A 20,402-nucleotide genomic window follows, 5' to 3' on the forward strand; every position below is an offset into this window, starting at 1 on the left:
CGCGGGGTGGAGCAGCCCGGTAGCTCGTCAGGCTCATAACCTGAAGGCCGCAGGTTCAAATCCTGCCCCCGCAACCATCTTTACTTGCGATCCACCCCGCCCACCGGCGGGGTTTTTCGTTTGTGTGGCAATCGTCAGGATGCCGGCGAGATCGCCACGGACGTCGATCTCAACCTTGCCGTCAACAGGCGTCAGGATGATGGTCTCGACCAGCGTGCGCAGAATGTCCGCCGCCTCGACCCGCTTCTCTTCTTCCTCGTGCTGCAAGGCTTCGTAGAGCTGCTGGACCCGCTTGCGATATTGCAACGCCATCGAGGGATGCAAAAGGGGAGGTGGCTCCTCGGCTTCGTCCAGAAACGCCTTCAGTTCCGCTTTCCGAGCTTCCAGCTGTTTCATATCCTCCACTATGGCCTCGATCGGCCCGCCAGCCTTAATGGCGGTCAACAGCTTCGCCAGTTCACGGTCGGTCTTTTCGATCTCAGCCTCGGCCGAGGCGATGCCGGCGCGGCCTTCCATGCGCAGGCGGTTCATCTCCTGCGTGAACACCTCGCAGAAGCGGGCAAACATGGCGGGATCGACGAGCTTGGTGCGCAGCGCGTTCAGCACGCGCGTCTCCAGCTCGTCTCGGCGGATGTTCACCCGGTTGGAGCAGGTGCCCTTGTTGCGGGCCGTCGAGCAGCCGATCAGGGTCGCCGAGATCGCGGAATAGCCGCCGCCGCAGCAGGCGCATTTGGTCAGGCCCGAGAACAGATATTTGGGCCGGCGGCGATAGTTCATCGTTCGGACGTCAGCGACGCCGCTTTCGTCGCGCTCGGTGCGGTTCTCGCCCTGCCTCGCCTTCACGGCGTTCCAGAGATCGTCATTGAGGATGCGCAGTTCCGGCGCTTCCTGAATGACCCATTCCGATTCCGGGTTGGGGCGGGCTTGTCGCTTGCCGGTATCGGGGTCTTTGACGAAACGCTGGCGGTTCCAGACGATCTTGCCGACATACATCTCGTTGTTGAGGATGCCGTTGCCACGCTTCGGATTGCCATTGATGGTGCTGAAACCCCAATCGCCGCCGGAAGGAGCAGCGATGCCGTCCCTGTTCAGGGCAAAGGCGATGGTCTTGGCCGACTTTCCGGCGGCATAGTCGCGGAAGATGCGGCGCACGACCTCGGCTTGAGCTTCGTTGATCGTACGATCGCCACGGATCGGTTCGCCGTTAGCGTCCAGCTTCTTCACCACGTCATAGCCGTAGGAATTGCCGCCGCCCGACTTGCCCGCCTCGACCCGGCCGCGTTGTCCGCGCCGGGTCTTGTCGGCCAGATCCTTCAGGAACAGCGCGTTCATCGTGCCCTTGAGCCCGACATGCAGATGCGAGACTTCACCCTCGGAGAGGGTGAACATTTTCACGTCGGAATAAGACATGCGCTTGAAGAGGCCCGCTATGTCCTCCTGATCGCGCGACAGCCGATCCATCGCCTCAGCCAGGATCAGGTCGAAACGCCCGCGCGTGGCGTCGGAGATCAGGGCCTGAATGCCCGGGCGCAGTAAAGACGAGCCGGAGATCGCGTGGTCGGAATATTCCTCCACGATCTGCCAGCCCTGCTTCTCGGCGTGCAGGCGGCAAAGACGAAACTGGTCGGCGATCGATGCGTCGCGTTGATTATCGGACGAGTAGCGGGCGTAGATCGCGACCTTCAATGCACCTCTCCTTTCGGCATCAGGAGGTGCGCTTCCCCCGTCGCCTCGTCATCTTGACTTCTTCCGCGTAACATTCCCGTGCCGCCTGCCGCGCCAGAAAGTCGACCAGACGCAAAAGCCGCGGGTCGGGATCGCCCCTTGGAGTAAAGGTCAGTTCCGGCTCGTCGATGAGCAGGGATTCGAGCAGCGCTTCGCGCTCGTTCCTTGTCATCTTCGCCGACGCTTGGATTGATCGTGAGGTCATACATCCAAGCATTCACCCAAATATCAGTGTAAGCAATTGATATAACACGCGTATATTGGGCGGCAGAAAGCCTGTTCTCGGCGGCTTCGGTGAAGTCTGGCGTATTCCCTCGTGCCGCAGCATATGGAAAATACTGGCGCAAATGCGCAGTATTCTTCTGCATTACCTCACTGCGGTGGGCGGCCCAAGGCATCGCTGACATCCCTTGTTTGCAAGGCCAATATCGGCTATATGTCAGGATATAGCACGGAGGCCCGTCATGAGCAATGCGGCACAAAAGAGAGCGATCGAAAATTACCGGGCACGCTTGACGCAGCGTGGCTTCAAGCGCTTCGAGGTCTTAGCACTTGAATCCGACCGCGAGCTAATCCGGTCGCTTGCTCGCCAACTGGCGGAGGAGGGGCCGGAAGCGGAAAAGGCGCGGGCTGCGGTCAAGGCGGCCCTTGTTGCAGGTGAGCCGCCAAAATCCGGTGGCATCCTGTCTGCCCTTCGCCGTTCCCCCCTTGTCGGCGCGGATCTCGATCTGTCGCGTCCACGCGAAGAAGGGCGCCGGGTCGATCTGTGACGCGTTATCTTCTCGACACCAACATCATTAGCAACATCGTCAAACCGCAGCCATCCGAAACCCTTCTGGATTGGATGACCGCGCAGCAGGACGAGGATCTTTTCGTCACTACGTTGACCATCGCTGAGATCCGACGTGGCATATTGGAAAAGCCGCGTGGGAAAAAGCGCGATGCGCTCGATGCCTGGTTTTCGGGACCGGAAGGGCCACAGGAACTGTTTGCCGGTCGCATTCTCTCGTTCGATGAAAAAGCTGCCCTCATCTGGGCACGATTGATGGCGGAAGGGAAGGCGGCAGGTCGTCCACGAAGCGGGCTCGATATGATTATCGCCGCGATCGCGGGAGCACACGACTGCGTAGTCGTCACAGATAACGAAAAGGATTTCAGGGGGCTTCAGATCGTCAACCCCTTGCGCCGTGGAGCAGAGGGGGAGGAGACATGACAACAGCGGCACCTGTGCCGATAGAATACCAGCTCATTGGCCTTACGGAGGGCGGCGGCGTTGGTGATCTGCTTTCCGGGCTTGATCAGAAGCAAGGGCGCATTCGTCTACAGGCGTTGATCTCGGAATGGCTGCGTATGGAGAATCTCGTCGTCCTGACGGGATCGGGCACCTCGGTCTCGGCAGGCGGCAAGACCATGGCCAACCTGGAGAAGGACGTTCTCGCAACCATTGAAGCGCTGCCCGACCTCCCGCCCTCGATCGCGCCCATCATAGAATCGCGGAAGAATGCAGTGGCGTTTGCGGACATTCTCGGTGCTGCAATCGGTTTTGAGGCATGGCTGTCCTTCGTCGCCAATGCCTTGGTCGTCGCCGAATCTGCAGGCGCACCGTTTTCTGCTGTCACTTGGCCAGAAACGCCGGCCCCAAATACCGCCGATTTGGGTTGGTTCGTTCGCCGCCTGCGGATCGCCATCTTCGCGGAATGTGCGCTATCACTGCCAGACACCACGTCCGCGACTTCGGCAAAGGGGATCGCACCCCAATTGGCGTTTCTCTCAAAACTGGTTGCCCGCGACAGCAATCTCGGGCGAACCCATCTTTTCACCTTGAACTACGACACCCTATTCGAACAGGCGCTGGAACTTCTGGGCGTCCAGTACTTCGATGGGTTCACGGGGCGCGCGGCGGCGCGCTTCGATCCGTCCGTCTATGGGCTCGACATCTATTATCCCGGCGAGGTGGCGGAAGGCCGTGTCCGCCGTTTCGACAAGTTTCTGCATTTCTACAAGCTGCACGGCTCGATCCACTGGTTCGAGCAAGGCGATGAAATGCGCGCCCGTCATCCCGACCTGACGCCTTTCCAGTCCTATGCAGCGAAGAGTCCGGCGGACAAGGCGGCGGCACTCGTGCCACTGGCTGACAAAACGCCCTCGGTAGGCATCCTGCCCACCGCCAACAAGTTCGCGCAGACGCTGACCATGCCCTACGCGCATCTGTTCCGGTCGTTCCAGGTCCGACTCGGCATTCCCCAAACCTTCTTGCTCGTCCTCGGTTATGGGTTCGGGGATGAGCATGTCAGCCGGATCATCGAGAATGCCTTGATGAATCCTTCGCTGGTGATGTTGGTAATCGAACCCAATCCAGAAAGTCCGGTCATCGAACGCATCCGACGCTACAAGGATCTCGGCAAACGCGCCTTCGTTCTCTGCCCCACGACAGATGCTTTCGCCGCCGCGCCTTTCACATTTGCGACGTTTGACGACTTTGCGACCTCGGTGATGCCCGACGTGCAATGGCTCGACGACTTCCTGCGGCTGCGGCGTTTCGAGAAACAGATTGCCTCCTCTGAAACGCCAACCGATCCAAACGCCGGTGTGGGGGCTTAGATGGATAATCCCCGGCTTGTCGGCCATATCGTTTCGGTCCAGGGTTTTCGGGTCAAGGTAGAGTTGCTCCCCGAAACCCGTTCGGCGTTACGTGCCACTCTGGATGGCGTTCAGGTCGCGATCGCGATCAATGCTTACCTGACCTTCTCGCTCGGGGCGAGGGAGACCGTCATCGGCATCATCACCGATCTGGAGGCCCGCGAGACCTTCGATCCGAACAGCGGCGATGATCTCAGTCTCGAACTGATGAAGCCGCGCCGCGTCGCCAGCGTACAATTGCTGGGCACCATCGAGCATGCGGATGATGAACCCTCCTTCAGCCCAGGCATTTCCGTTCTGCCGACGCTCGATACGCCGGCCGAGATCGGCTCACCCGACATATTACGGGCGGTCTTCGAGATTCCTCCCCGCCGCAATAAGCCGGAAGACTACGACGATAAGGACTTCGACTGTGACCTGAGAATAGGGTTTCCGACTGGTCAGGCCCGCAACGTCGTGCGCGCTTCCTACAATGACCTGTTTTCGCGGCCTTTAGCTATCGTAGGCAACACTGGGTCCGGCAAGTCATTCTCCGTATCGAGCCTGATACAGAAAGCCATGAAGGCCCTCGATGGCGCGGCCGAGGAGCCGCATGTCTTCATCCTCGATATCAACGGGGAGTACGGCAAAGCCTTTCCGACAGTTGCAACAGCCGCGCGTTTGCCGGACCGAATCTATCTGAACGGCAGGGAGTTCGGTCTCCCTCTCTGGTTCATGAATGCCGAAGAGATCTGTGCCTGGCTCAGTGCGGCGGAGCAGACACAAGAGCCTGTGCTGAAGGATTGGTGGGCGATCGCCAAGGGCGGCGATGCCGCCGCCGCTGTCAGTATGAACGCGCTCCAAAACGCCATGAGTGCACTCGATCAACTTCTCAGCGAACTGACCAAGATCAAGAAAAAGGCAGCAGGTTCGCATTGTGATGCCGTGACAGGCCATCTAGCAGATACCGACATCGATACTGCAGCCTTCGAGGTGTTGTTCGAGAACCATCGGCTCGTCAACGACTACAACACCGAGGTCATGAACAACCAAGCTGCAATTGCGGCAGAGGCGGAAAAGCTCAAGGACGCCATCAGAGGTAAGATTGTGGGTGGAAACGCGACGGCAGAAGCCGGAGTGCGGACGGCCGACTCTCCGTTGCCAATTAGTCGAGCTACGCTGACCGATCCCTCCCTTATCAACCGCGCGGTATCGAAGGAGGATAGCTTTCGCGTCGACGCCCATCTCACCACACTAAAATTGCGCCTCAAGACTCGTTTGGATGACAAGCGTTGGCGGGCCTTTCTAAACTACGAGGATACCGGTACGAAAATCGAGAATCTGTCAGGCTGGTTCCGGCGCTTCGGGCTTGGTGCGGCAATGGGACCAAAGGTTTCAGTTCTCGATCTCTCCATGCTCAGCAACGAGGTTCTGCCCTACGCCTGTGCGATAATCGGCCGTGTGTTGCTGGAAGCGCGTGAGCGCCTGCCGGCGGCTTCGCGCTACAGGAATCCCTGGGTTTTGGTGCTCGAGGAAGCCCACAATTATGCTCGTCCAGCCAGATCCGATGAGGATCGGGGACATCGCCTTGCGCGTCTTACTTATGAACGGATCGCCAAGGAGGGGCGTAAATTCGGTCTTTCGCTTATCATCGCCAGCCAGCGGCCGAGCGAGATCAGCCAGACCATCATCAGCCAATGCGCGAACTTCATCAGCCACCGGCTTCAGAACCCCGACGATATCGACCATTTCCGCCGGATCATCCCCATGCAAGCGCGGCGACTGTTGGATCAGGTGACTATCCTAGCCTCCGGTGAGGCGATTGTTTTCGGTAGTGCCTTCCATATCCCGACACGCGTACAGTTCGACCGGCCTGATCCGGGTCCGTACAGCCAGACTGCCGCTCCGTTCCATGAATGGTCAAAGAGTAGCACGCCATTTCCCCTCGATACCGTGATTGATGCGTGGGGCATCTGACCGCACATTTCCTCGGGTAATCCAGTGGGCGAGCGGGCAGCCGTGGCAGCACCCTTAGACGATGATCTCCTCGGCATTTGGGGAGGGAAAGCCTTCCCCCTGGCCGGCGCCGCAGTCGCCGGCACACCCCCTTCTGCGGGGAGACCCCCAGGCTGTGCAGAAACTCGCTCTGATGTCGCTGGGCTTGGATCTCGCCCGCTAGCGGTGGCGCGGCGCGACACAATTCAGCATCGTGCCACCTCGGGTTTGACAGAGTGAGCCCGATAGTTTTTCGAAACCGCCTTACGTCACCAAGCCAAGGGCAACTCCGCCCACGGCCGCCAACAATACGACAACCCATGGCGGAGCTTTCCAGGCGATCAGCGCCACGAAACAAATCAAGGCCAGTGCGAAATCCGGCATGCCTCCGATCGCGCTGGTGAAGACCGGCGTATAGAGGGCCGCGCCGAGAATGCCGACGACCGCAGCATTGGCGCCCTGCATGGCCGACTGCGCCCATGTCGTGCGGCGCAACTGATCCCAGAAGGGCAGCGCCCCGATCAGGATCAGGAAGCCCGGCAGGAAAAGTGCGGCAAGAGTGATTGCGGCACCGGCTACGCCGTTCGGCTGCGGTCCCATGACCGCCCCGAGCCAGGCCGCGAATGTGAACAGTGGCCCCGGCACTGCCTGCGCCGCGCCATAGCCCGCGAGAAAGGCGTCATCCGACACCCATCCCGGCGTGACGGTTTCGGCCTGCAAAAGCGGCAGCACCACATGCCCGCCGCCGAAAACCAACGAGCCGGCGCGGTAGAAGCTATCGGCCAGCGCCCATCCCTGCGCCTGTCCGGCGACGAGCGGGAGACCGATCAGCAAGGCAGCGAACAGCGCAAAGGCCGTCAGTCCGGCTGTCCGTGAAACCGGGACCGGCAGATGGTCGCCGACCGCGACCTGTCCATTGATGAGAACCAGCCCGGCGATTGCGCCAAGGAGTATGGCGGTCATCATTCCAATGGCGCCCGGCGCCCAGGCAAGCAGAAGCACGGCAACGACCGCGATCGTAGCGCGCTCCTTATCGGGGCAGAGGTTCTTCGCCATGCCCCACACAGCTTGCGCCACAATGGCGACGGCCACGATCTTCAGACCATGCAGGACGCCGAGCGCAAGCGGGCTTTCCAGCCGCGTAGCCGTCATGGCGAGCGCGAGAAGGACCAGAGCCGATGGAAGTGTGAAGGCGAGGAAAGCCGCAAGCGCGCCGAGCCATCCCGCTCGCGTCAAACCAAGCGCAAAGCCAACCTGGCTTGAGGCCGGACCGGGCAGGAACTGGCATAGCGCCACCAGATCGGCATAGGCGCTTTCGCTCAGCCATTTTCGCCGCGTCACCAGCTCGTCCCGGAAATAGCCCAGATGCGCGATCGGTCCACCGAATGAGGTGAGCCCCAGCTTCAGGAAAACGCGGAAAACTTCGGCGACGCTGGCCTTTGACTGCTGGTGGCTTTGATCCATTCATGAGACCTCGTTGGTTCGGGCATTGTTGCGAGCGGTGACGTGTGATCGGCGCAGGATAGATTCTCAGGTTGCAGCCGTCAGATTGACCCGCTTCATAAGGGCCTCGCCACTCTCCTTGCGTTCGGAATAGCGGTCGGTCAGGTAGGGTGAGATATCGCGCGTTAGCAGCGTGAACTTCACCAACTCTTCCATAACGTCGACCACTCGATCATAATATGACGATGGTCTCATCCGGCCTGCTTCATCGAACTCCTGATATGCTTTGGCGACGGACGACTGGTTGGGGATCGTCACCATCCGCATCCAGCGGCCGAGCACCCGCATCTGGTTGACGGCGTTGAAGCTCTGCGAGCCGCCTGAGACCTGCATGACGGCGAGTGTCCGGCCCTGCGTCGGCCTTACCGCTCCGACCGAAAGGGGAATCCAGTCGATCTGCGCCTTCATCACCGCACTCATCGCACCGTGACGCTCCGGGCTGGTCCAGACCTGACCTTCCGACCAGAGCGAGAGTTCGCGAAGCTCCTGCACCTTGGAATGATTGACGTCAGCCCCATCCGGCAGCGGTAGGCCGGACGGATCGAAGATGCGCGTTTCTGCCCCGAAGTGTTTGAGCAGACGCTCGGCCTCGAATGTCAGCAAGCGGCTGTAGGATCGCTCACGGAGCGAGCCGTAAAGCAGCAGGATACGCGGCGGATGGGTAGACGGGGCGGCTACGCGCAGCCGACCAAGGCTGGGAGTATCAACGCAGCCGGCATAAAGATTGGGAAGATCGTGCGGCATCAGCGCTGTGCTTCCGCCAGCTTTGAAACTTTGCCGCCGCGCTCATACCAGCCTTTGGAGCGGTTCACGATCCAGACGACCGAGAGCATCACCGGCACTTCAATCAGCACCCCGACGACCGTGGCGAGGGCCGCGCCTGAGTGGAAGCCGAACAGGCTGATGGCCGCAGCAACCGCCAGCTCGAAGAAATTCGACGCACCGATCAGCGCCGAGGGGCCGGCCACGCAATGCTGCTCGCCGGCCATCCGGTTGAGCAGATAGGCAAGCCCGGAGTTGAAATAGACCTGAATCAGGATCGGCACAGCGAGCAGGCCAATGATTGCCGGCTGCGCGATGATCTGCTCGCCCTGAAAGCCGAACAGCAGAACCAGCGTCGCCAGCAGGGCAACGAGGGAGGCCGGGCCGAGCTTTGCAAGAAGTCGGTCAAGAGCTGCCTGCCCGCCACTGGCCAGCATCCGGCGACGGATGATCTGCGCGATAATGACGGGAATGACGATATAGAGCACGACCGACAGAACCAGCGTGCCCCATGGCACCGTGATGGCCGACAGGCCCAGCAACAGCCCGACAATAGGCGCGAAGGCGACAACCATGATGGCGTCGTTGAGGGCGACCTGGCTCAAGGTGAAATGCGGCTCGCCCTTGGTCAGGTTCGACCAGACGAACACCATGGCCGTGCAAGGTGCTGCGGCGAGGATGATGAGGCCGGCGATATAGCTGTCGATCTGATCCGCCGGCAGATAGGGCCGGAACAGCCAGCCGATGAACAACCATCCCAGCAGCGCCATCGAGAACGGTTTTACTGCCCAGTTGATGAACAGTGTCACGCCGACGCCGCGCCAGTGGCGGCCGACCTCGCCCAGTGCGGCGAAGTCGATCTTGAGCAGCATGGGGATGACCATCAGCCAGATCAGCACCGCCACCGGCATGTTGACCTTGGCAATTTCCATTGCCGCGATGGCATGAAATGCACCCGGCAGAAAATGGCCGAGCGCGATGCCGACCACGATGCACAGCGCGACCCAGAGGGTGAGGGAGCGTTCGAAGGTAGACATGGAATTCCCTCAGGCCGTTGCGACACGCTGGCCGTGTTCGTCGATCACTCGCTCGCCGTCTTCCTTGACGAACTCGCCGCGCTGCGGGGGCAACAGGTCGAGCACTTCCTCGGACGGCCGGCAGAGCCTCACGCCCTTCGGGCTAACGACGATGGGCCGGTTGATCAGGATGGGATGCGCCATCATCGCGTCGAGCAATTGCGCGTCACTCAAAGCCGGGTCGCCAAGGCCCAGTTCCGCATATGGAGTGCCCTTCTCGCGCAGCAGTTCCCGCACCGATATGCCCATGCGCGCAATAAGTCGGGTCAGCATCTCGCGCGACGGCGGTGTCTTCAGATATTCGATGACATGCGGCTCGACGCCCGCATTGCGGATCATCGCCAGCGTGTTGCGCGAGGTGCCACAATCCGGGTTGTGATAGATGATGACGTCCATGGCCGGCCTCACGCTGCGCTGTTGCGTGGAGACGACGCGCCATCAGACTGGCCGATCTCGGTCAGCTTCGTGCTCAGCGACGCCTTGTCGAGACTGGCGACCGGCAGGGACGTGAACGCCGAGAGGCGGTTCTTCATGTAGCGGAAGGCTGCAACGAAAGCGGCTTCCTTCTGGATATCTGGCCCATCGACGGCAGCAGGGTCTTCGATCCCCCAATGGGCGGTCATCGGCTGACCTGGCCAAACCGGGCAGGCTTCGCCGGCGGCGTTGTCGCAGACAGTGAAAACGAAATCCATGACAGGCGCGCCAGGGCCGGCAAACTCCTCCCAACCCTTCGAGCGGAAATCTTCAGAAGGATAGTCGAAGCTCCGCAATACCTTCAGCGCGAAGGGATTGACCGCGCCCTTCGGCTGCGACCCGGCAGAGAAGGCGCGAAAGCGGCCTTCGCCATCCTTGTTCAGGATGCTTTCTGCGAGGATCGAGCGCGCCGAGTTGCCGGTGCAGAGGAACAGAACGTTGAAGATGCGGTCAGTCATGGGCAGCCTCCTTGGCGGCGAGGGTTTGCGGTGGGCAGCAAGGGGAAAAATCAGCGATCAGCGGCGCGCAGATCTCGGGTCGGCCGCCGCAGCAATCCTTGACTAGAAAGCTGGCGAGCGCGCGCACGGCATCGAGCCTTGCCCGGTAGATGATCGACCGACTGTGCCGCTCCGGCTCGATCAGGCCGGCGCGCGTCAGCGTCGCCAGATGCGTCGACATGGTATTGTGGGGGACATCCAACCTGCGGGCGATCTCACCTGCGGGCAACCCATCCGGCTCATGCTCCATCAGCAGACGGAACACGTCGAGGCGGGTCGGTTGCGCGAGCGCGGCGAAAGCGAGGATGGCGTTATCTGATTCCATATGTCGAGACTAATCGACATATGGGTTTAAGTCTAGGTGGCAATGGTCCGTAGTTTCCGCCTCGTCGGGTAACCGCGATAATTGCGCGACGGCGGGGACATCACTGAAACTCGGTCGCGACAGGCAAACTGGCTGTCACCCGAACAGCAGCCTTACCCCTGAGGCAAAAAGGATTACAGCCAGAATAATGCGCAGCCATAGTTCGGGCAGGTAACGGCTGCCGATGAAGGCCCCGAGCGAGCCGCCAACAGCGACGGCGATCAGCCAGCCGGGTAGCGCACTCGGAATCTGATCCCACCAGGCATAGGCTCCGAGCAGTGCGGCCGCCGAGTTCATCAGGTTATAGACGGCGGTTGTCGCGGCAGTCTGGCGCGCTGTTCCCCAGTTCATCGCGAGGATCACCGGCGCAAGAAATACACCCCCTCCGGTCCCTGTCGTGCCGGATATGAAGCCGATGATCGCACCCGTGGCCAGCGCCGGTATGAACGGCGGATCGGTTGGCAGGTCCGCAGATACTCCAGATCTACGAAGGGCCGTCCTCGCCATCTGAGCGGCCGAAAGGACGAGAACCACCCCGACGACCGGGTAATAGATATCCGCCGGTAGCTGGACAGCGCCGCCGAGCAGAGAGAATGGGAAGCCAAGGATCGCAAAAGGCCATACGCTTCGCCATGACAGCCTTCCAGACTTCAGGAACATGGCTGTCCCGATTGCCGCAACCAAAAAATTGAGAGCGAGCGCGGTCGTCTTCATGGCCAGCGGCGCAAAGCCGAGCAGTGCCATGATCGCGATGTAGCCGGATGCCCCGGCCTGACCGACCGATGCATAGATCAGCGCGATGAGGAAGAAGGCTGCCGCGAGCCAGAGCGCATCCAATTCCACCTTGCCTGAACCTCATCATGGTCGGCATCCCGAGCGTGCGGCAGCGCGCGCGTTCCCCGAAGCCTCCTTGTCTATCACCAGACTGATGCGAGCAATATGTTCTGAAGCTTGCCACAGTAGAAATTGCATGTATTGCCAAGCATTTACTGGGGTTATTCGCCCGCGGATGCTATACTCCATTACTTGCTGGACGGGGGCAAAATGGGACGTTTTATTGAGGGATATGATCGCAGCCAGCCGTTACTGCTGCCCGCCTATGTTGAAGATTACGTGTCGCAGGAATCTCTCGTCCGAGTCGTAGATGCCTTCGTCGAAACGCTCGATCTCACGGCGCTCGGCTTTGAGCGCACTGTCTCCGCCGCGACGGGGCGACCCGGCTATCACCCCGGCGACATGCTGCGGCTCTACATCTGGGGCTACCTGAACCAGTTGCGTTCATCGCGCCAATTGGAGCGCGCCTGCCAGCGCGATCTGGAGGCCATCTGGCTGATGCGGCGCATGACCCCGGACTATCGGACCATTGCGGCGTTCCGGCACGATAACCCCGAAGCGATCATCCGCACGGGGGCCGCATTCATCAGTTTCTGTCGCGAGAACGGCTTGATCACTCCTGGCAAGGTGGCGCTGGACGGAACAAAGATGCGGGCGGTTGCCAGCGCGAAGAATATTGCAGGAGCGGATCGTCTGGCACGCGACATTGCTCATACCGAAACAGAAATCGCCTACTATCTCGACCGCCTCAACATAGCAGATCAACACTCGGCGGGCGCGCGCGATCAGACGGTCAATCGCGCGGCGTTTGCCAGCGCGATCGCGTCACTCGAACGCCGTAAGCAGCGCTTGGAAAAGCGGCAGGCCGAACTTGCTGAGCATGATACCAACGTCGTGGTCTTCGGAGAACCGGATGCACGACCAATGGGATATGGCCGGGCTCCGAAGTTCCCAGCCTATAATCTCCAGAGTGTCGTCGATATCGAAAGCGGCCTGATCATTCACAACGATGTCGCCAACGAAGCCAACGACAGCCAGCTGCTGCATCCAATGGCGATAGCGGCAAAAGAAGTGCTCGACGTTGACCAGCTAGAAGTGCTGGCGGACGGGGGCTACTCGAACGCGCAGGAAGTCGCGCGTTGCGAACAGGACGGTGTCCGCGTGGCAGCGCCGATCAAGCGCGGGGCCATGAGCGCGCAATACTTCCGCCCCGTGCAATTCGTCCATGACGAGCAGACCGACACGATCCGCTGCCCTGCTGGTGAAACCATGTATCCCAAGGGCAAGCATACCCGAAATCGGGCGATCCGTTACAGAACGCCCGCGTGCCAGACTTGCCACATCAAGCCGCAGTGTACGCCAGGAAATCAGCGCACCATTCACAGGCTCGTGGATCAGGGCGCGCTCGATCGGATGGAGCGTCGGCTTCACGAGAACCCTGATCTCATGACGATCCGGCGCTGCACGGTGGAGCATCCCTTCGGCACCATCAAGCGAATGTCTGGCGGAGGCCGCTTCCTGACCCGCGGTTTGCGGCGGGTGAAAGCCGAAGCTGCCCTCTCGGTCCTGGCATTCAACATCATCCGCGCTTCGAACGCCTTCGGGACCGGGGCGCTGATGTCGCGGGGCTAAGAGCCCCGCTCGATTCAGCTCGCGTCATCGCGCCCGCACTGAATTGTCGCCGAGTTTCTGCACAGCCTGCCCCGCAACGCCCCTTTAGAGTGAGAGTGCGGGTCGGATTTGCCGTGACGGGTAGATAGCCGGAGGAGAGTCTTCCGGCGCCCGTCGCGGAGAACCGCGATGTCCAGACATGATCGCAATGTTCGCACCGGCTCGGACCGGACGAACCTCTATGACGAAATCACCACCAAAATCATCGCCGAACTGGAGGCTGGTCGCGTGCCGTGGGTGCAGCCCTGGGGCACATCGGTCGCCAAGGCGCCGCTCGGCCTGCCGAAAAACGCCGCTACCTCTCGCAGCTACAGCGGCATCAACGTGCTCATCCTTTGGGGCGCTGTCATCGAGCACGGCTTTCCCTGCCAGGGCTGGCTCACATTCCGGCAGGCGCTTTCGCTCGGCGGCCATGTCCGCAAGGGCGAGCACGGCACCACGGTCGTCTATGCCGACCGCTTTACGCCGGGAGACGAGAAGCGCCGCGCCCGCGAGACCGGCGAGGAAGCGCATGCCATCCCGTTCCTGAAACGCTTCACAGTCTTCAACGTCGCGCAATGCGACGGGCTGCCCGACGACATCGCCACCGTCGCGCCGCCGCCACCGCCCGACCTGATAGAGCCGAGGGTCGAGGCGCTCATCAAGGCGACCGGCGTCGATTTCCGCACTGGCGGCAACAGGGCGTTCTACGTCCCGTCCCAGGACTATGTGATGGTCCCTCCGCCCCAGGCGTATTTCGAGCCGATCAACTGGCACCGGACGGCTCTGCACGAACTCGGTCATTATGCCGTAAGCTGGATTATGCCGCATGGCCGAGTTCGGCGGCTGCTGCGTCTGCTGTCGGCCATGCGGCAGTTCGGCATAATCAGAGCGCTTTGAAGAAGGCGAGTATGGGGTGGCAAGCTGCCCGACCGCTTCTGGGCGCCCAAGCCGGGAAAGCGGCCGTTCAGCAGGCTACTGTACTTTGACCGCAATGCGCCCCCTTTCCGGCCGTTCGACTGCCGCTTGCGGCGTCCCGAAAGCCGACATTGCTCACGGCGTAGCCAAGCGCAAGCCGATTACTTCGGCGTATATGTTCGAATCCCACCCGGTCCGCCACTTTGGTAAAAACCGGGAACGCCGATTCCCGCCGACTTTCCTCCTTTGGTGGCTACCGGCGTCCTCAATAGGGTGTTTTTTGCTGCCCTCGATGTAGATCGCGGCGTCCGCGATCTCGGCGTGTTGGGCGAAGGCGCGGACATGTTCCCGCCGATAGCCGCCCTTTCCAAGCCGGAGGCGAGTGCGAGCTTCGCTTGCCAGTTCCGGCACGGCCGCTTTGGCGTGAATCTAAATTCAAACAGCAAAGCGCCCGATGGATTGCACCGGGCACTTCTTTCTCAAGTCACCTCGAGATGACTTGGTAGCGAGGATTTCGAAATTGTGGACGTTTGCCACGACACCGTCGTCCCATCCACCTGAGATCAATTCTGAAGCCTTTTCATTCAGGAGTCCGGCGACTTGTCCGGCAAAGTGCGCTTCGCGGCCAGAGTTGTCGGCAAAGATGTCGAAGATGGCGAAGTTGTTCCCGTCAATCTGCAGCGCCGCCCAGAACAATGTCTTGGGTTCAGTTTCTGCGACGATGGGGCCGGCGGCGGTCAGCAAGGCTGCCAATTCGGGGCCTTTACCTGGAGCAGCTTCGAGCTTGATGTAAGTTGCGGTCGTTGCCGTGTAGAGATCAACCGGCGCCTTTACCGACAGGACATCGGAGTTGTTGATATTCGCGACAACACCGTCGTCCCATCCTCCGTCGACCAGCGCGTCGGCGTTTTGCTTCAAAGCCGCAGCAACCGCTCCTGAGAAGTGAGCGTCGCGTGCTTCTTCATCTGCGAAGATGTCAAAGATTGCGAGCATATCGTCGGCTTGCAGAGCAAACCAAAGTACAGTTCCCGTCTCTGTTTCCCGCACGATAGGTGCGGCACCTGCCAGAAACTCCGCGAAGGCTCCGGTCTGGCCTTCGGCGGCGGGCATGGCGATGTAGCTGGCAGTATGATTTTCCATTGCGTTGTCCTGTGCAGTTGCAGAAGTTGTGAACAGAGCCAGTGCGGCGAATGTCTGAAGGATTTGCGCTTTCATGGTCGTCTCCTGATTTAAAGTGCATCGTGTTTGGTTTCGATGCACTCTTGTCCCATGCTGGGTGCGCCGGGCTCCAATTCCGAAATTCTATTCTTTGATAGACGTGGACTATCGAACTTGTTTTGATGGCCTGAAATGAGATGTGACGGAGAATGTGGCGATGGAAATGAACCAGATCAGGTATTTTCTTGCCGTCTGCGAGCACCGAAACTTCACCCACGCAGCCAGTGCCTCCAATGTCTCCCAACCTTCCTTGACGACTGCGATCAAGAAACTTGAAGACGAGCTTGGAGGTGACCTGTTTGTCAGGGACCGTGCGGGATGCAGGCCTACGTCCCTCGGTAAACTCATGCAGCCAAGGTTGCAGAAGGTTCACGATGAGACGCGACAGGCTAAGGCAGAGGCGGTCCGTCATATGCGCTTGGAGCGGGTTCCAATCTCTGTCGGTGTCGGCGAAACGATTGGCCACAACAGGATTTCGGCAGCTATGGAGCGTACTCGTACGCGATTGCCGCAAGCCGAAATCGAATTGATCGTTGCGTCAACCTCCGAGCTTCTTGCCGGGTTACGAGATGGTGAATTTGACGTTGTAGTCACCGCAGAGAAGGTCAGTGAAGACCTCTATCGTATAGACCATCTCTATGAAGAGGACTACAAGGTCGTGGTGTCAAAGTCGCATCCGTTGTCTGAACTAAATGCGATCTCTCTTTCGGCTCTTGCTAAAACTGACATGCTTGACCGCCTAAATTGCGAAATGCGGGATGTTTTGCATGGGGCCTGCGCGGATCATGGTCACGAACTCTACGCGGCCTATCGGTCAAATCGCGTGGATTGGTTAGTTGAACTTGCTCGGCAAGGGTCAGGTGCGGTGATCCTGCCAGCCACCGCTATTCCTTCGGACATGGGCCTGGTGTCGAAACCCATCGATGGCCTTGAAATATCAAGAACTGTTTTGGCCCTTCGATATCGGCACCAAACGACGAGACCAGAGACAAATGATCTGATCCGTGAGATGACGCGCACGCTGGCGTAGTGAGGTCGGTAATCGACATTCGCCCATCGTGCAGCATTCGTCACTTTGGGCTCAGACCAGACTTTCGCGGCATCACGCTCGAACGTCCGTTCTACTTTTCTTCGAGATCTCGCCCGCAATCCGCCACTTAGCGCTGGAGAAATTGCGCCAGATTGCGGTGAAGGTCACAGCGAACCACACCCATTGTGTGCGGTGATAGTCGTCGGTGACGAGGCCGTACTCTTCAAGAAGCCACCGCGCCGCGTGAGGCGACCTTCGGCGCGGGTAACAGTGGGTGGGTTCTTTTCAATCTTGAAGAGCCGCTTGATTTCCCTGATGACCTCTTCAGCAGACGGCCCCGACTTTGCCGTCGGGTGGAAGTGAATGAACGGCAGGTTTCGGGCGCCGAACGCGGCGCTCCGAACGGCGACAATGGGGTCGGAAGCTGTCGCAAAATATGGTCGAAAGATATGTCTTTGTCGTGAAGGTTGTCGCTCCAACAACATGGAGCGCAAGAAATGGAAATATCAGATCAGACTACCTCCCTTGATCCCTACTTCGCGTCGTTCGAGGACAGTCTTTCTGCAAAGAACTACAAACCCGATACCCTGGCGAATTACCGATACCTGCTTCGCCGCTTCGGGCGATTGCTCGAAACCGAGGGCATTGCACCCTCGGCGTTGACGCCAGAACTTGCCGTCGAACTAGGGCGACGGTTGCCGGTCACACCAAAAAGCCAGATCAAGGTTCCCAATCTTGCCAGGCTGTTTGTCGCGCATCTGATTGAGATCGGGGTGGCGACACGGCCACCGTTGACACCTGCGCAGGCCGAACGTGCAGAGTTGCTGAGCAATTTTGAAACCTATCTTCTGCAGCAGCGCGGCCTCAGCCCGCGAACGATTTATCATGTGCTGCGGTTCGCGGATCGCTTCCTCGATCATCGCTTTGGTGACAATATGCTCGATCTTCCGGCGATGAACATCCGGGATGTCGTGGCGTTCATGGAGCACCTGCTCGCGCGCAAGCACCCGTTCCGCGACAAGACGCCGGCCACGCATCTGCGCAGCTTCTTCCAGTATCTGTTCGCACAGGGCCTGACGACGACCAACCTGTCGCTCAGCGTGCCTAGGACGCATAAGCCCTGGGGCGCCAGGCTTCCGCGTCATCTGTCTCCCGATGAGGTGGAGGCAGTTCTGGCCTCGGTACGGGTCAATCCGCGGCGCGGCGCCCGCGACTACGCAATGCTGATGCTGATGGCCCGCCTCGGCTTGCGCGCACCGGAGGTCATCGCGATGCAGCTTGATGACGTGGACTGGCGGGCCGGCGAGTTGCTGGTCCGTGGAAAAGGCCAGCGTCATGATCGGTTGCCAATCCCGCCCGACGTCGGCGAAGCCATCATCGGCTATTTGCAGCAGGAGCGAACGTCAACGACCACGCGCACGCTGTTCGTGACGCACCGAGCGCCAAACCGCCCATTCAAGGACAGCCAGGTCATAAACGACATCTTGAAGGAAGCGTTCGCGGCGACGGGCGTGAAGCCGCCGACGCCCTATGTGGGCTCGCATGTTCTGCGCCACAGCCTAGCGACGAATATGGTGCGCTCCGGCGCATCGCTTGAGGAAATCGGCGATCTGCTACGGCATCGGTCGCGGGCGACGACGATGATCTACGCGAAACTCGACACGGATGGCCTACGCTCCATCGCCCAATCTTGGCCCGTCGCGGAGGAGGCACGATGAGCTTCCTTGCCGAACTTGACCGCTACGTGACTCTCAGAAGAGTCCTCGGCGCCGATCTGAGTACCGATGCACGGATACTCCGTCGCTTCGCCACCTTCGCCGACCGCGATGGCGCGCAGCACGTGAACACCAATCTGGTCATGCGCTGGCTCGAGAGCCTGCCATCCGCCAGTCCCGGAACCCGGGCAACACGCTTCAGGGTGGCCCGTCAATTTGCGGAATGGTTGCATGGCATTGATCCGAGGCACGAGGCTCCACCCCGAGGATTGGTGCCTGGCCGCCTTCAACGCGTGCATCCATATATTTATAGCGAAGCTGAAATCGTTGCGATCATCGATCAGGCGCGGACGTTACCATCGGTCTACGGCCTGCGTGGCCTGACCTGCTCGACGCTCTTCGGGCTGATCGCCGTGACCGGACTTCGGATCAGCGAAGCTCTCGGTCTCGATCCTGCTGACCTGGAGGTTGAATCCGGCATTCTTCACGTCCGGCAGGGCAAACTCGGCAAGGAGCGATTGCTGCCGCTGGATCATAGCGTCGTGCAACGGCTCGAAAGCTACGGCCGCGAGCGGGACCGGCTGCTCGGGCGCAGGCCGGGAGCATTCTTCGTGACCTGCGAGGGGCATCGTCTTGGCGATTGCAGCGCCCGCTACAACTTCGCGCATGTGTGCCAGCAGATTGGGCTACGAGAGCCGCAGCTTTATCTTCGACATGGCCGTGGGCCGCGCATTCACGATCTTCGCCACACCTTCGCGGTGCGGACCATGCTGAACTGGTACCGGTCGGGCAAAGATGTCAGCCGCGAGATGATCAAGCTCACGACATGGCTGGGTCATGCAAGCCCTGCCAATACCTATTGGTATCTGGAAGCGGTCCCGGAACTGCTGGAACTGGCTTCGTCCCGAATGACTGGCGTGGCGGCGGAGGCGGGAATCCGATGAAGGCGACCAACTTCCCCGCGCTGATCCAACGCTTCTTCACCGACCGGCTCTCTACGCAAATGGAGGCGAGCCGCCACACCGTCGCTGGCTACCGGGACACATTCCGGTTGCTGATCCGGTATGCGAGTTCCAGGTGCGGGAAGCCGCCGACGAAGCTCACGATCGAGGATCTCGACGCCGATCTCGTTGCCGACTTCCTGACCCATGTGGAAACGGCGCGCGGCAACACGGCGCGCACCCGCAATACACGCCTTGCCGCGATCCGATCATTCTTCCGCTACGTCGCAATGACCGATCCGAGCTGGCTTCTTCATTGCCAGCGTATTCTCTCGATGCCGAACAAGCGGTATGTGAAGCGAAGCGTGACGTTCCTTGACGCTCAAGAGATCGCGGCGCTGCTCGCAGCACCAAATCGAACGATATGGGTGGGACGCCGTGATCACGCTCTGTTGCTGCTTGCGCTTCAGACCGGATTGCGAGCGTCAGAACTGATCAATCTGCGCTGCAAGGACGTGGTTCTTGGGACTGGCGCCTACATCCGCTGCATCGGAAAGGGGCGGAAAGAACGCAGCACTCCTCTTCGTCGCGATACAGCTAAGCTGATTCAGGGCTGGATAGGCGAACGCCGTAACAGCGATGGGCCATTGTTCCCGTCGATCCGGGGCGAGCGGCTCAGTCGCGATGCGTTGGAACACCTGGTGCGCAAGCATTGCCTAGCAGCATCACGAGTTTGCCCGAGCCTCGCAGGCAAGCGCGTCACGCCGCACACGTTGCGGCACAGCACGGCGATGGAATTGCTGCATCATGGTGTCGACCAATCCGTGATCGCTCTATGGCTTGGGCACGAATCCGTGGAAACAACCCAGATCTATATCCACGCCGACATGCGGCTGAAGGAAAAGGCGCTCGCGCAGGTTGCCAGCCCAGAAACGCATACCGGGCGTTATCGCCCAAGCGATGAGCTGCTCGCTTTCCTCGAAACGCTCTGATTATGCCGAACTGCCGCATGGCCGACAGCAGACGCAACGGCCGCCGAACTCGGCCATGCGGCATAATCCAGCTTACGGCATAATGGGTT

The 20,402-nt window shown here is 60.2% G+C and carries 19 protein-coding genes, 1 tRNA gene and 1 pseudogene; 11 read left to right on the forward strand and 10 right to left on the reverse strand.

Annotation, left to right across the window (positions count from 1 at the left end):
* Positions 1 to 77: transfer RNA gene (locus AGR1_RS29285), tRNA-Met, on the forward strand.
* Here the strand turns inward: AGR1_RS29285 and AGR1_RS29290 are convergent.
* Both AGR1_RS29290 and AGR1_RS29295 read right to left on the reverse strand, forming a co-directional pair.
* Positions 34 to 1,686 (reverse strand): recombinase family protein, encoded by a 1,653-nt coding sequence (locus tag AGR1_RS29290; RefSeq protein ID WP_149149239.1) that lies wholly within the window; start codon positions 1,684 to 1,686, stop codon positions 34 to 36. The two genes, AGR1_RS29285 and AGR1_RS29290, sit on opposite strands and share 44 nt — an antisense overlap.
* A 19-nt stretch (positions 1,687 to 1,705) precedes the next feature.
* Entirely contained in the window at positions 1,706 to 1,897 is a 192-nt protein-coding gene (locus AGR1_RS29295; protein WP_236774562.1) for a hypothetical protein, read from the reverse strand.
* Between the two features lie 292 nt (positions 1,898 to 2,189).
* Here AGR1_RS29295 and AGR1_RS29300 point away from each other — a divergent pair, with 292 nt between their 5' ends.
* The 4 genes from AGR1_RS29300 (at position 2,190) to AGR1_RS29315 (ending at position 6,321) form a co-directional block, all read left to right on the forward strand.
* The gene (locus AGR1_RS29300) at positions 2,190 to 2,495 is read left to right on the forward strand and encodes a hypothetical protein (protein WP_075657396.1); all 306 of its coding nucleotides are present in this window, start codon (positions 2,190 to 2,192) and stop codon (positions 2,493 to 2,495) included.
* The gene (locus AGR1_RS29305; RefSeq protein ID WP_149149234.1) at positions 2,492 to 2,938 is read left to right on the forward strand and encodes a type II toxin-antitoxin system VapC family toxin; all 447 of its coding nucleotides are present in this window, start codon (positions 2,492 to 2,494) and stop codon (positions 2,936 to 2,938) included. Before AGR1_RS29300 ends, AGR1_RS29305 begins: the two co-directional genes overlap by 4 nt.
* 137 nt (positions 2,939 to 3,075) lie before the next feature.
* Complete coding sequence (locus AGR1_RS29310; protein ID WP_246669789.1) at positions 3,076 to 4,326, forward strand: SIR2 family protein; 1,251 nt, start codon at positions 3,076 to 3,078, stop codon at positions 4,324 to 4,326.
* The gene (locus AGR1_RS29315) at positions 4,327 to 6,321 is read left to right on the forward strand and encodes a DUF87 domain-containing protein (protein ID WP_149149236.1); all 1,995 of its coding nucleotides are present in this window, start codon (positions 4,327 to 4,329) and stop codon (positions 6,319 to 6,321) included.
* A gap of 282 nt (positions 6,322 to 6,603) precedes the next feature.
* Here AGR1_RS29315 and chrA read toward each other — a convergent pair whose 3' ends face one another.
* From chrA to AGR1_RS29350, 7 genes are all read right to left on the reverse strand, one after another.
* Positions 6,604 to 7,803 carry a chromate efflux transporter gene (gene chrA, locus AGR1_RS29320; RefSeq protein WP_149149237.1) on the reverse strand — a complete coding sequence of 400 codons (1,200 nt, stop codon included), beginning with the start codon at positions 7,801 to 7,803 and terminating at the stop codon, positions 6,604 to 6,606.
* 66 nt (positions 7,804 to 7,869) lie between these two features.
* A complete protein-coding gene (gene arsH, locus AGR1_RS29325; protein WP_097142760.1) occupies positions 7,870 to 8,586 on the reverse strand; it encodes an arsenical resistance protein ArsH in 717 nt (238 codons plus the stop codon).
* Entirely contained in the window at positions 8,586 to 9,641 is a 1,056-nt protein-coding gene (gene arsB, locus AGR1_RS29330; protein WP_097142761.1) for an ACR3 family arsenite efflux transporter, read from the reverse strand. Before arsB ends, arsH begins: the two co-directional genes overlap by 1 nt.
* Positions 9,642 to 9,650: 9 nt before the next feature.
* Positions 9,651 to 10,076, reverse strand: coding sequence for an arsenate reductase (glutaredoxin) (gene arsC, locus AGR1_RS29335; RefSeq protein ID WP_097142762.1), 426 nt, complete (start codon positions 10,074 to 10,076; stop codon positions 9,651 to 9,653).
* Between the two features lie 8 nt (positions 10,077 to 10,084).
* Complete coding sequence (locus tag AGR1_RS29340) at positions 10,085 to 10,612, reverse strand: arsenate reductase ArsC (protein WP_097142763.1); 528 nt, start codon at positions 10,610 to 10,612, stop codon at positions 10,085 to 10,087.
* Entirely contained in the window at positions 10,605 to 10,976 is a 372-nt protein-coding gene (locus tag AGR1_RS29345; RefSeq protein ID WP_097142764.1) for a helix-turn-helix domain-containing protein, read from the reverse strand. The genes AGR1_RS29340 and AGR1_RS29345 overlap by 8 nt, the downstream gene beginning before the upstream one ends.
* Positions 10,977 to 11,111: 135 nt before the next feature.
* Entirely contained in the window at positions 11,112 to 11,858 is a 747-nt protein-coding gene (locus AGR1_RS29350; protein WP_149149238.1) for a sulfite exporter TauE/SafE family protein, read from the reverse strand.
* A 201-nt stretch (positions 11,859 to 12,059) separates the two neighbouring features.
* Here AGR1_RS29350 and AGR1_RS29355 point away from each other — a divergent pair, with 201 nt between their 5' ends.
* Together AGR1_RS29355 and AGR1_RS29360 are read left to right on the forward strand one after the other, a co-directional pair.
* The gene (locus AGR1_RS29355; RefSeq protein WP_097142766.1) at positions 12,060 to 13,481 is read left to right on the forward strand and encodes an IS1182 family transposase; all 1,422 of its coding nucleotides are present in this window, start codon (positions 12,060 to 12,062) and stop codon (positions 13,479 to 13,481) included.
* 168 nt (positions 13,482 to 13,649) lie between these two features.
* A pseudogene (locus AGR1_RS29360) lies at positions 13,650 to 14,303 on the forward strand (ArdC-like ssDNA-binding domain-containing protein); the annotation flags it as partial.
* Positions 14,304 to 14,852: 549 nt separating this feature from the next.
* Here AGR1_RS29360 and AGR1_RS29365 read toward each other — a convergent pair.
* Positions 14,853 to 15,632 carry a hypothetical protein gene (locus AGR1_RS29365; protein WP_246669790.1) on the reverse strand — a complete coding sequence of 260 codons (780 nt, stop codon included), beginning with the start codon at positions 15,630 to 15,632 and terminating at the stop codon, positions 14,853 to 14,855.
* Between the two features lie 160 nt (positions 15,633 to 15,792).
* Here AGR1_RS29365 and AGR1_RS29370 point away from each other — a divergent pair, with 160 nt between their 5' ends.
* The 4 genes from AGR1_RS29370 (at position 15,793) to AGR1_RS29390 (ending at position 20,313) form a co-directional block, all read left to right on the forward strand.
* Positions 15,793 to 16,665, forward strand: a complete 873-nt coding sequence (locus AGR1_RS29370) for a LysR family transcriptional regulator (protein WP_061498856.1) — start codon at positions 15,793 to 15,795, stop codon at positions 16,663 to 16,665.
* A 497-nt stretch (positions 16,666 to 17,162) separates the two neighbouring features.
* Positions 17,163 to 18,383: a site-specific integrase gene (locus AGR1_RS29380; RefSeq protein WP_024897184.1), complete on the forward strand. Its 1,221-nt coding sequence runs from the start codon at positions 17,163 to 17,165 to the stop codon at positions 18,381 to 18,383.
* Positions 18,380 to 19,324 (forward strand): tyrosine-type recombinase/integrase, encoded by a 945-nt coding sequence (locus AGR1_RS29385; protein ID WP_149145806.1) that lies wholly within the window; start codon positions 18,380 to 18,382, stop codon positions 19,322 to 19,324. The genes AGR1_RS29380 and AGR1_RS29385 overlap by 4 nt, the downstream gene beginning before the upstream one ends.
* A complete protein-coding gene (locus AGR1_RS29390; RefSeq protein ID WP_024897186.1) occupies positions 19,321 to 20,313 on the forward strand; it encodes a tyrosine-type recombinase/integrase in 993 nt (330 codons plus the stop codon). Before AGR1_RS29385 ends, AGR1_RS29390 begins: the two co-directional genes overlap by 4 nt.
* Positions 20,314 to 20,402: the final 89 nt, after the last annotated feature.

Source organism: Agrobacterium sp. B1(2019) (assembly GCF_008274755.1).
In the GTDB taxonomy this organism is placed as follows: domain Bacteria; phylum Pseudomonadota; class Alphaproteobacteria; order Rhizobiales; family Rhizobiaceae; genus Agrobacterium; species Agrobacterium salinitolerans.

What these genes read in the sequence shown, in the direction of transcription:
- arsC (WP_097142762.1), bottom strand. Translation starts at nt 10,076, where the DNA reads ATGGACGTCATCATCTATCACAACCCGGATTGTGGCACCTCGCGCAAC.
- arsB (WP_097142761.1), bottom strand. Translation starts at nt 9,641, where the DNA reads ATGTCTACCTTCGAACGCTCCCTCACCCTCTGGGTCGCGCTGTGCATC.
- AGR1_RS29385 (WP_149145806.1), top strand. Translation starts at nt 18,380, where the DNA reads ATGAGCTTCCTTGCCGAACTTGACCGCTACGTGACTCTCAGAAGAGTC.
- chrA (WP_149149237.1), bottom strand. Translation starts at nt 7,803, where the DNA reads ATGGATCAAAGCCACCAGCAGTCAAAGGCCAGCGTCGCCGAAGTTTTC.
- AGR1_RS29355 (WP_097142766.1), top strand. Translation starts at nt 12,060, where the DNA reads ATGGGACGTTTTATTGAGGGATATGATCGCAGCCAGCCGTTACTGCTG.
- AGR1_RS29340 (WP_097142763.1), bottom strand. Translation starts at nt 10,612, where the DNA reads ATGACTGACCGCATCTTCAACGTTCTGTTCCTCTGCACCGGCAACTCG.
- AGR1_RS29300 (WP_075657396.1), top strand. Translation starts at nt 2,190, where the DNA reads ATGAGCAATGCGGCACAAAAGAGAGCGATCGAAAATTACCGGGCACGC.
- AGR1_RS29310 (WP_246669789.1), top strand. Translation starts at nt 3,076, where the DNA reads ATGGAGAATCTCGTCGTCCTGACGGGATCGGGCACCTCGGTCTCGGCA.
- AGR1_RS29295 (WP_236774562.1), bottom strand. Translation starts at nt 1,897, where the DNA reads ATGACAAGGAACGAGCGCGAAGCGCTGCTCGAATCCCTGCTCATCGAC.
- AGR1_RS29365 (WP_246669790.1), bottom strand. Translation starts at nt 15,632, where the DNA reads ATGAAAGCGCAAATCCTTCAGACATTCGCCGCACTGGCTCTGTTCACA.
- AGR1_RS29315 (WP_149149236.1), top strand. Translation starts at nt 4,327, where the DNA reads ATGGATAATCCCCGGCTTGTCGGCCATATCGTTTCGGTCCAGGGTTTT.
- arsH (WP_097142760.1), bottom strand. Translation starts at nt 8,586, where the DNA reads ATGCCGCACGATCTTCCCAATCTTTATGCCGGCTGCGTTGATACTCCC.
- AGR1_RS29380 (WP_024897184.1), top strand. Translation starts at nt 17,163, where the DNA reads ATGGAAATATCAGATCAGACTACCTCCCTTGATCCCTACTTCGCGTCG.
- AGR1_RS29390 (WP_024897186.1), top strand. Translation starts at nt 19,321, where the DNA reads ATGAAGGCGACCAACTTCCCCGCGCTGATCCAACGCTTCTTCACCGAC.
- AGR1_RS29370 (WP_061498856.1), top strand. Translation starts at nt 15,793, where the DNA reads ATGGAAATGAACCAGATCAGGTATTTTCTTGCCGTCTGCGAGCACCGA.
- AGR1_RS29345 (WP_097142764.1), bottom strand. Translation starts at nt 10,976, where the DNA reads ATGGAATCAGATAACGCCATCCTCGCTTTCGCCGCGCTCGCGCAACCG.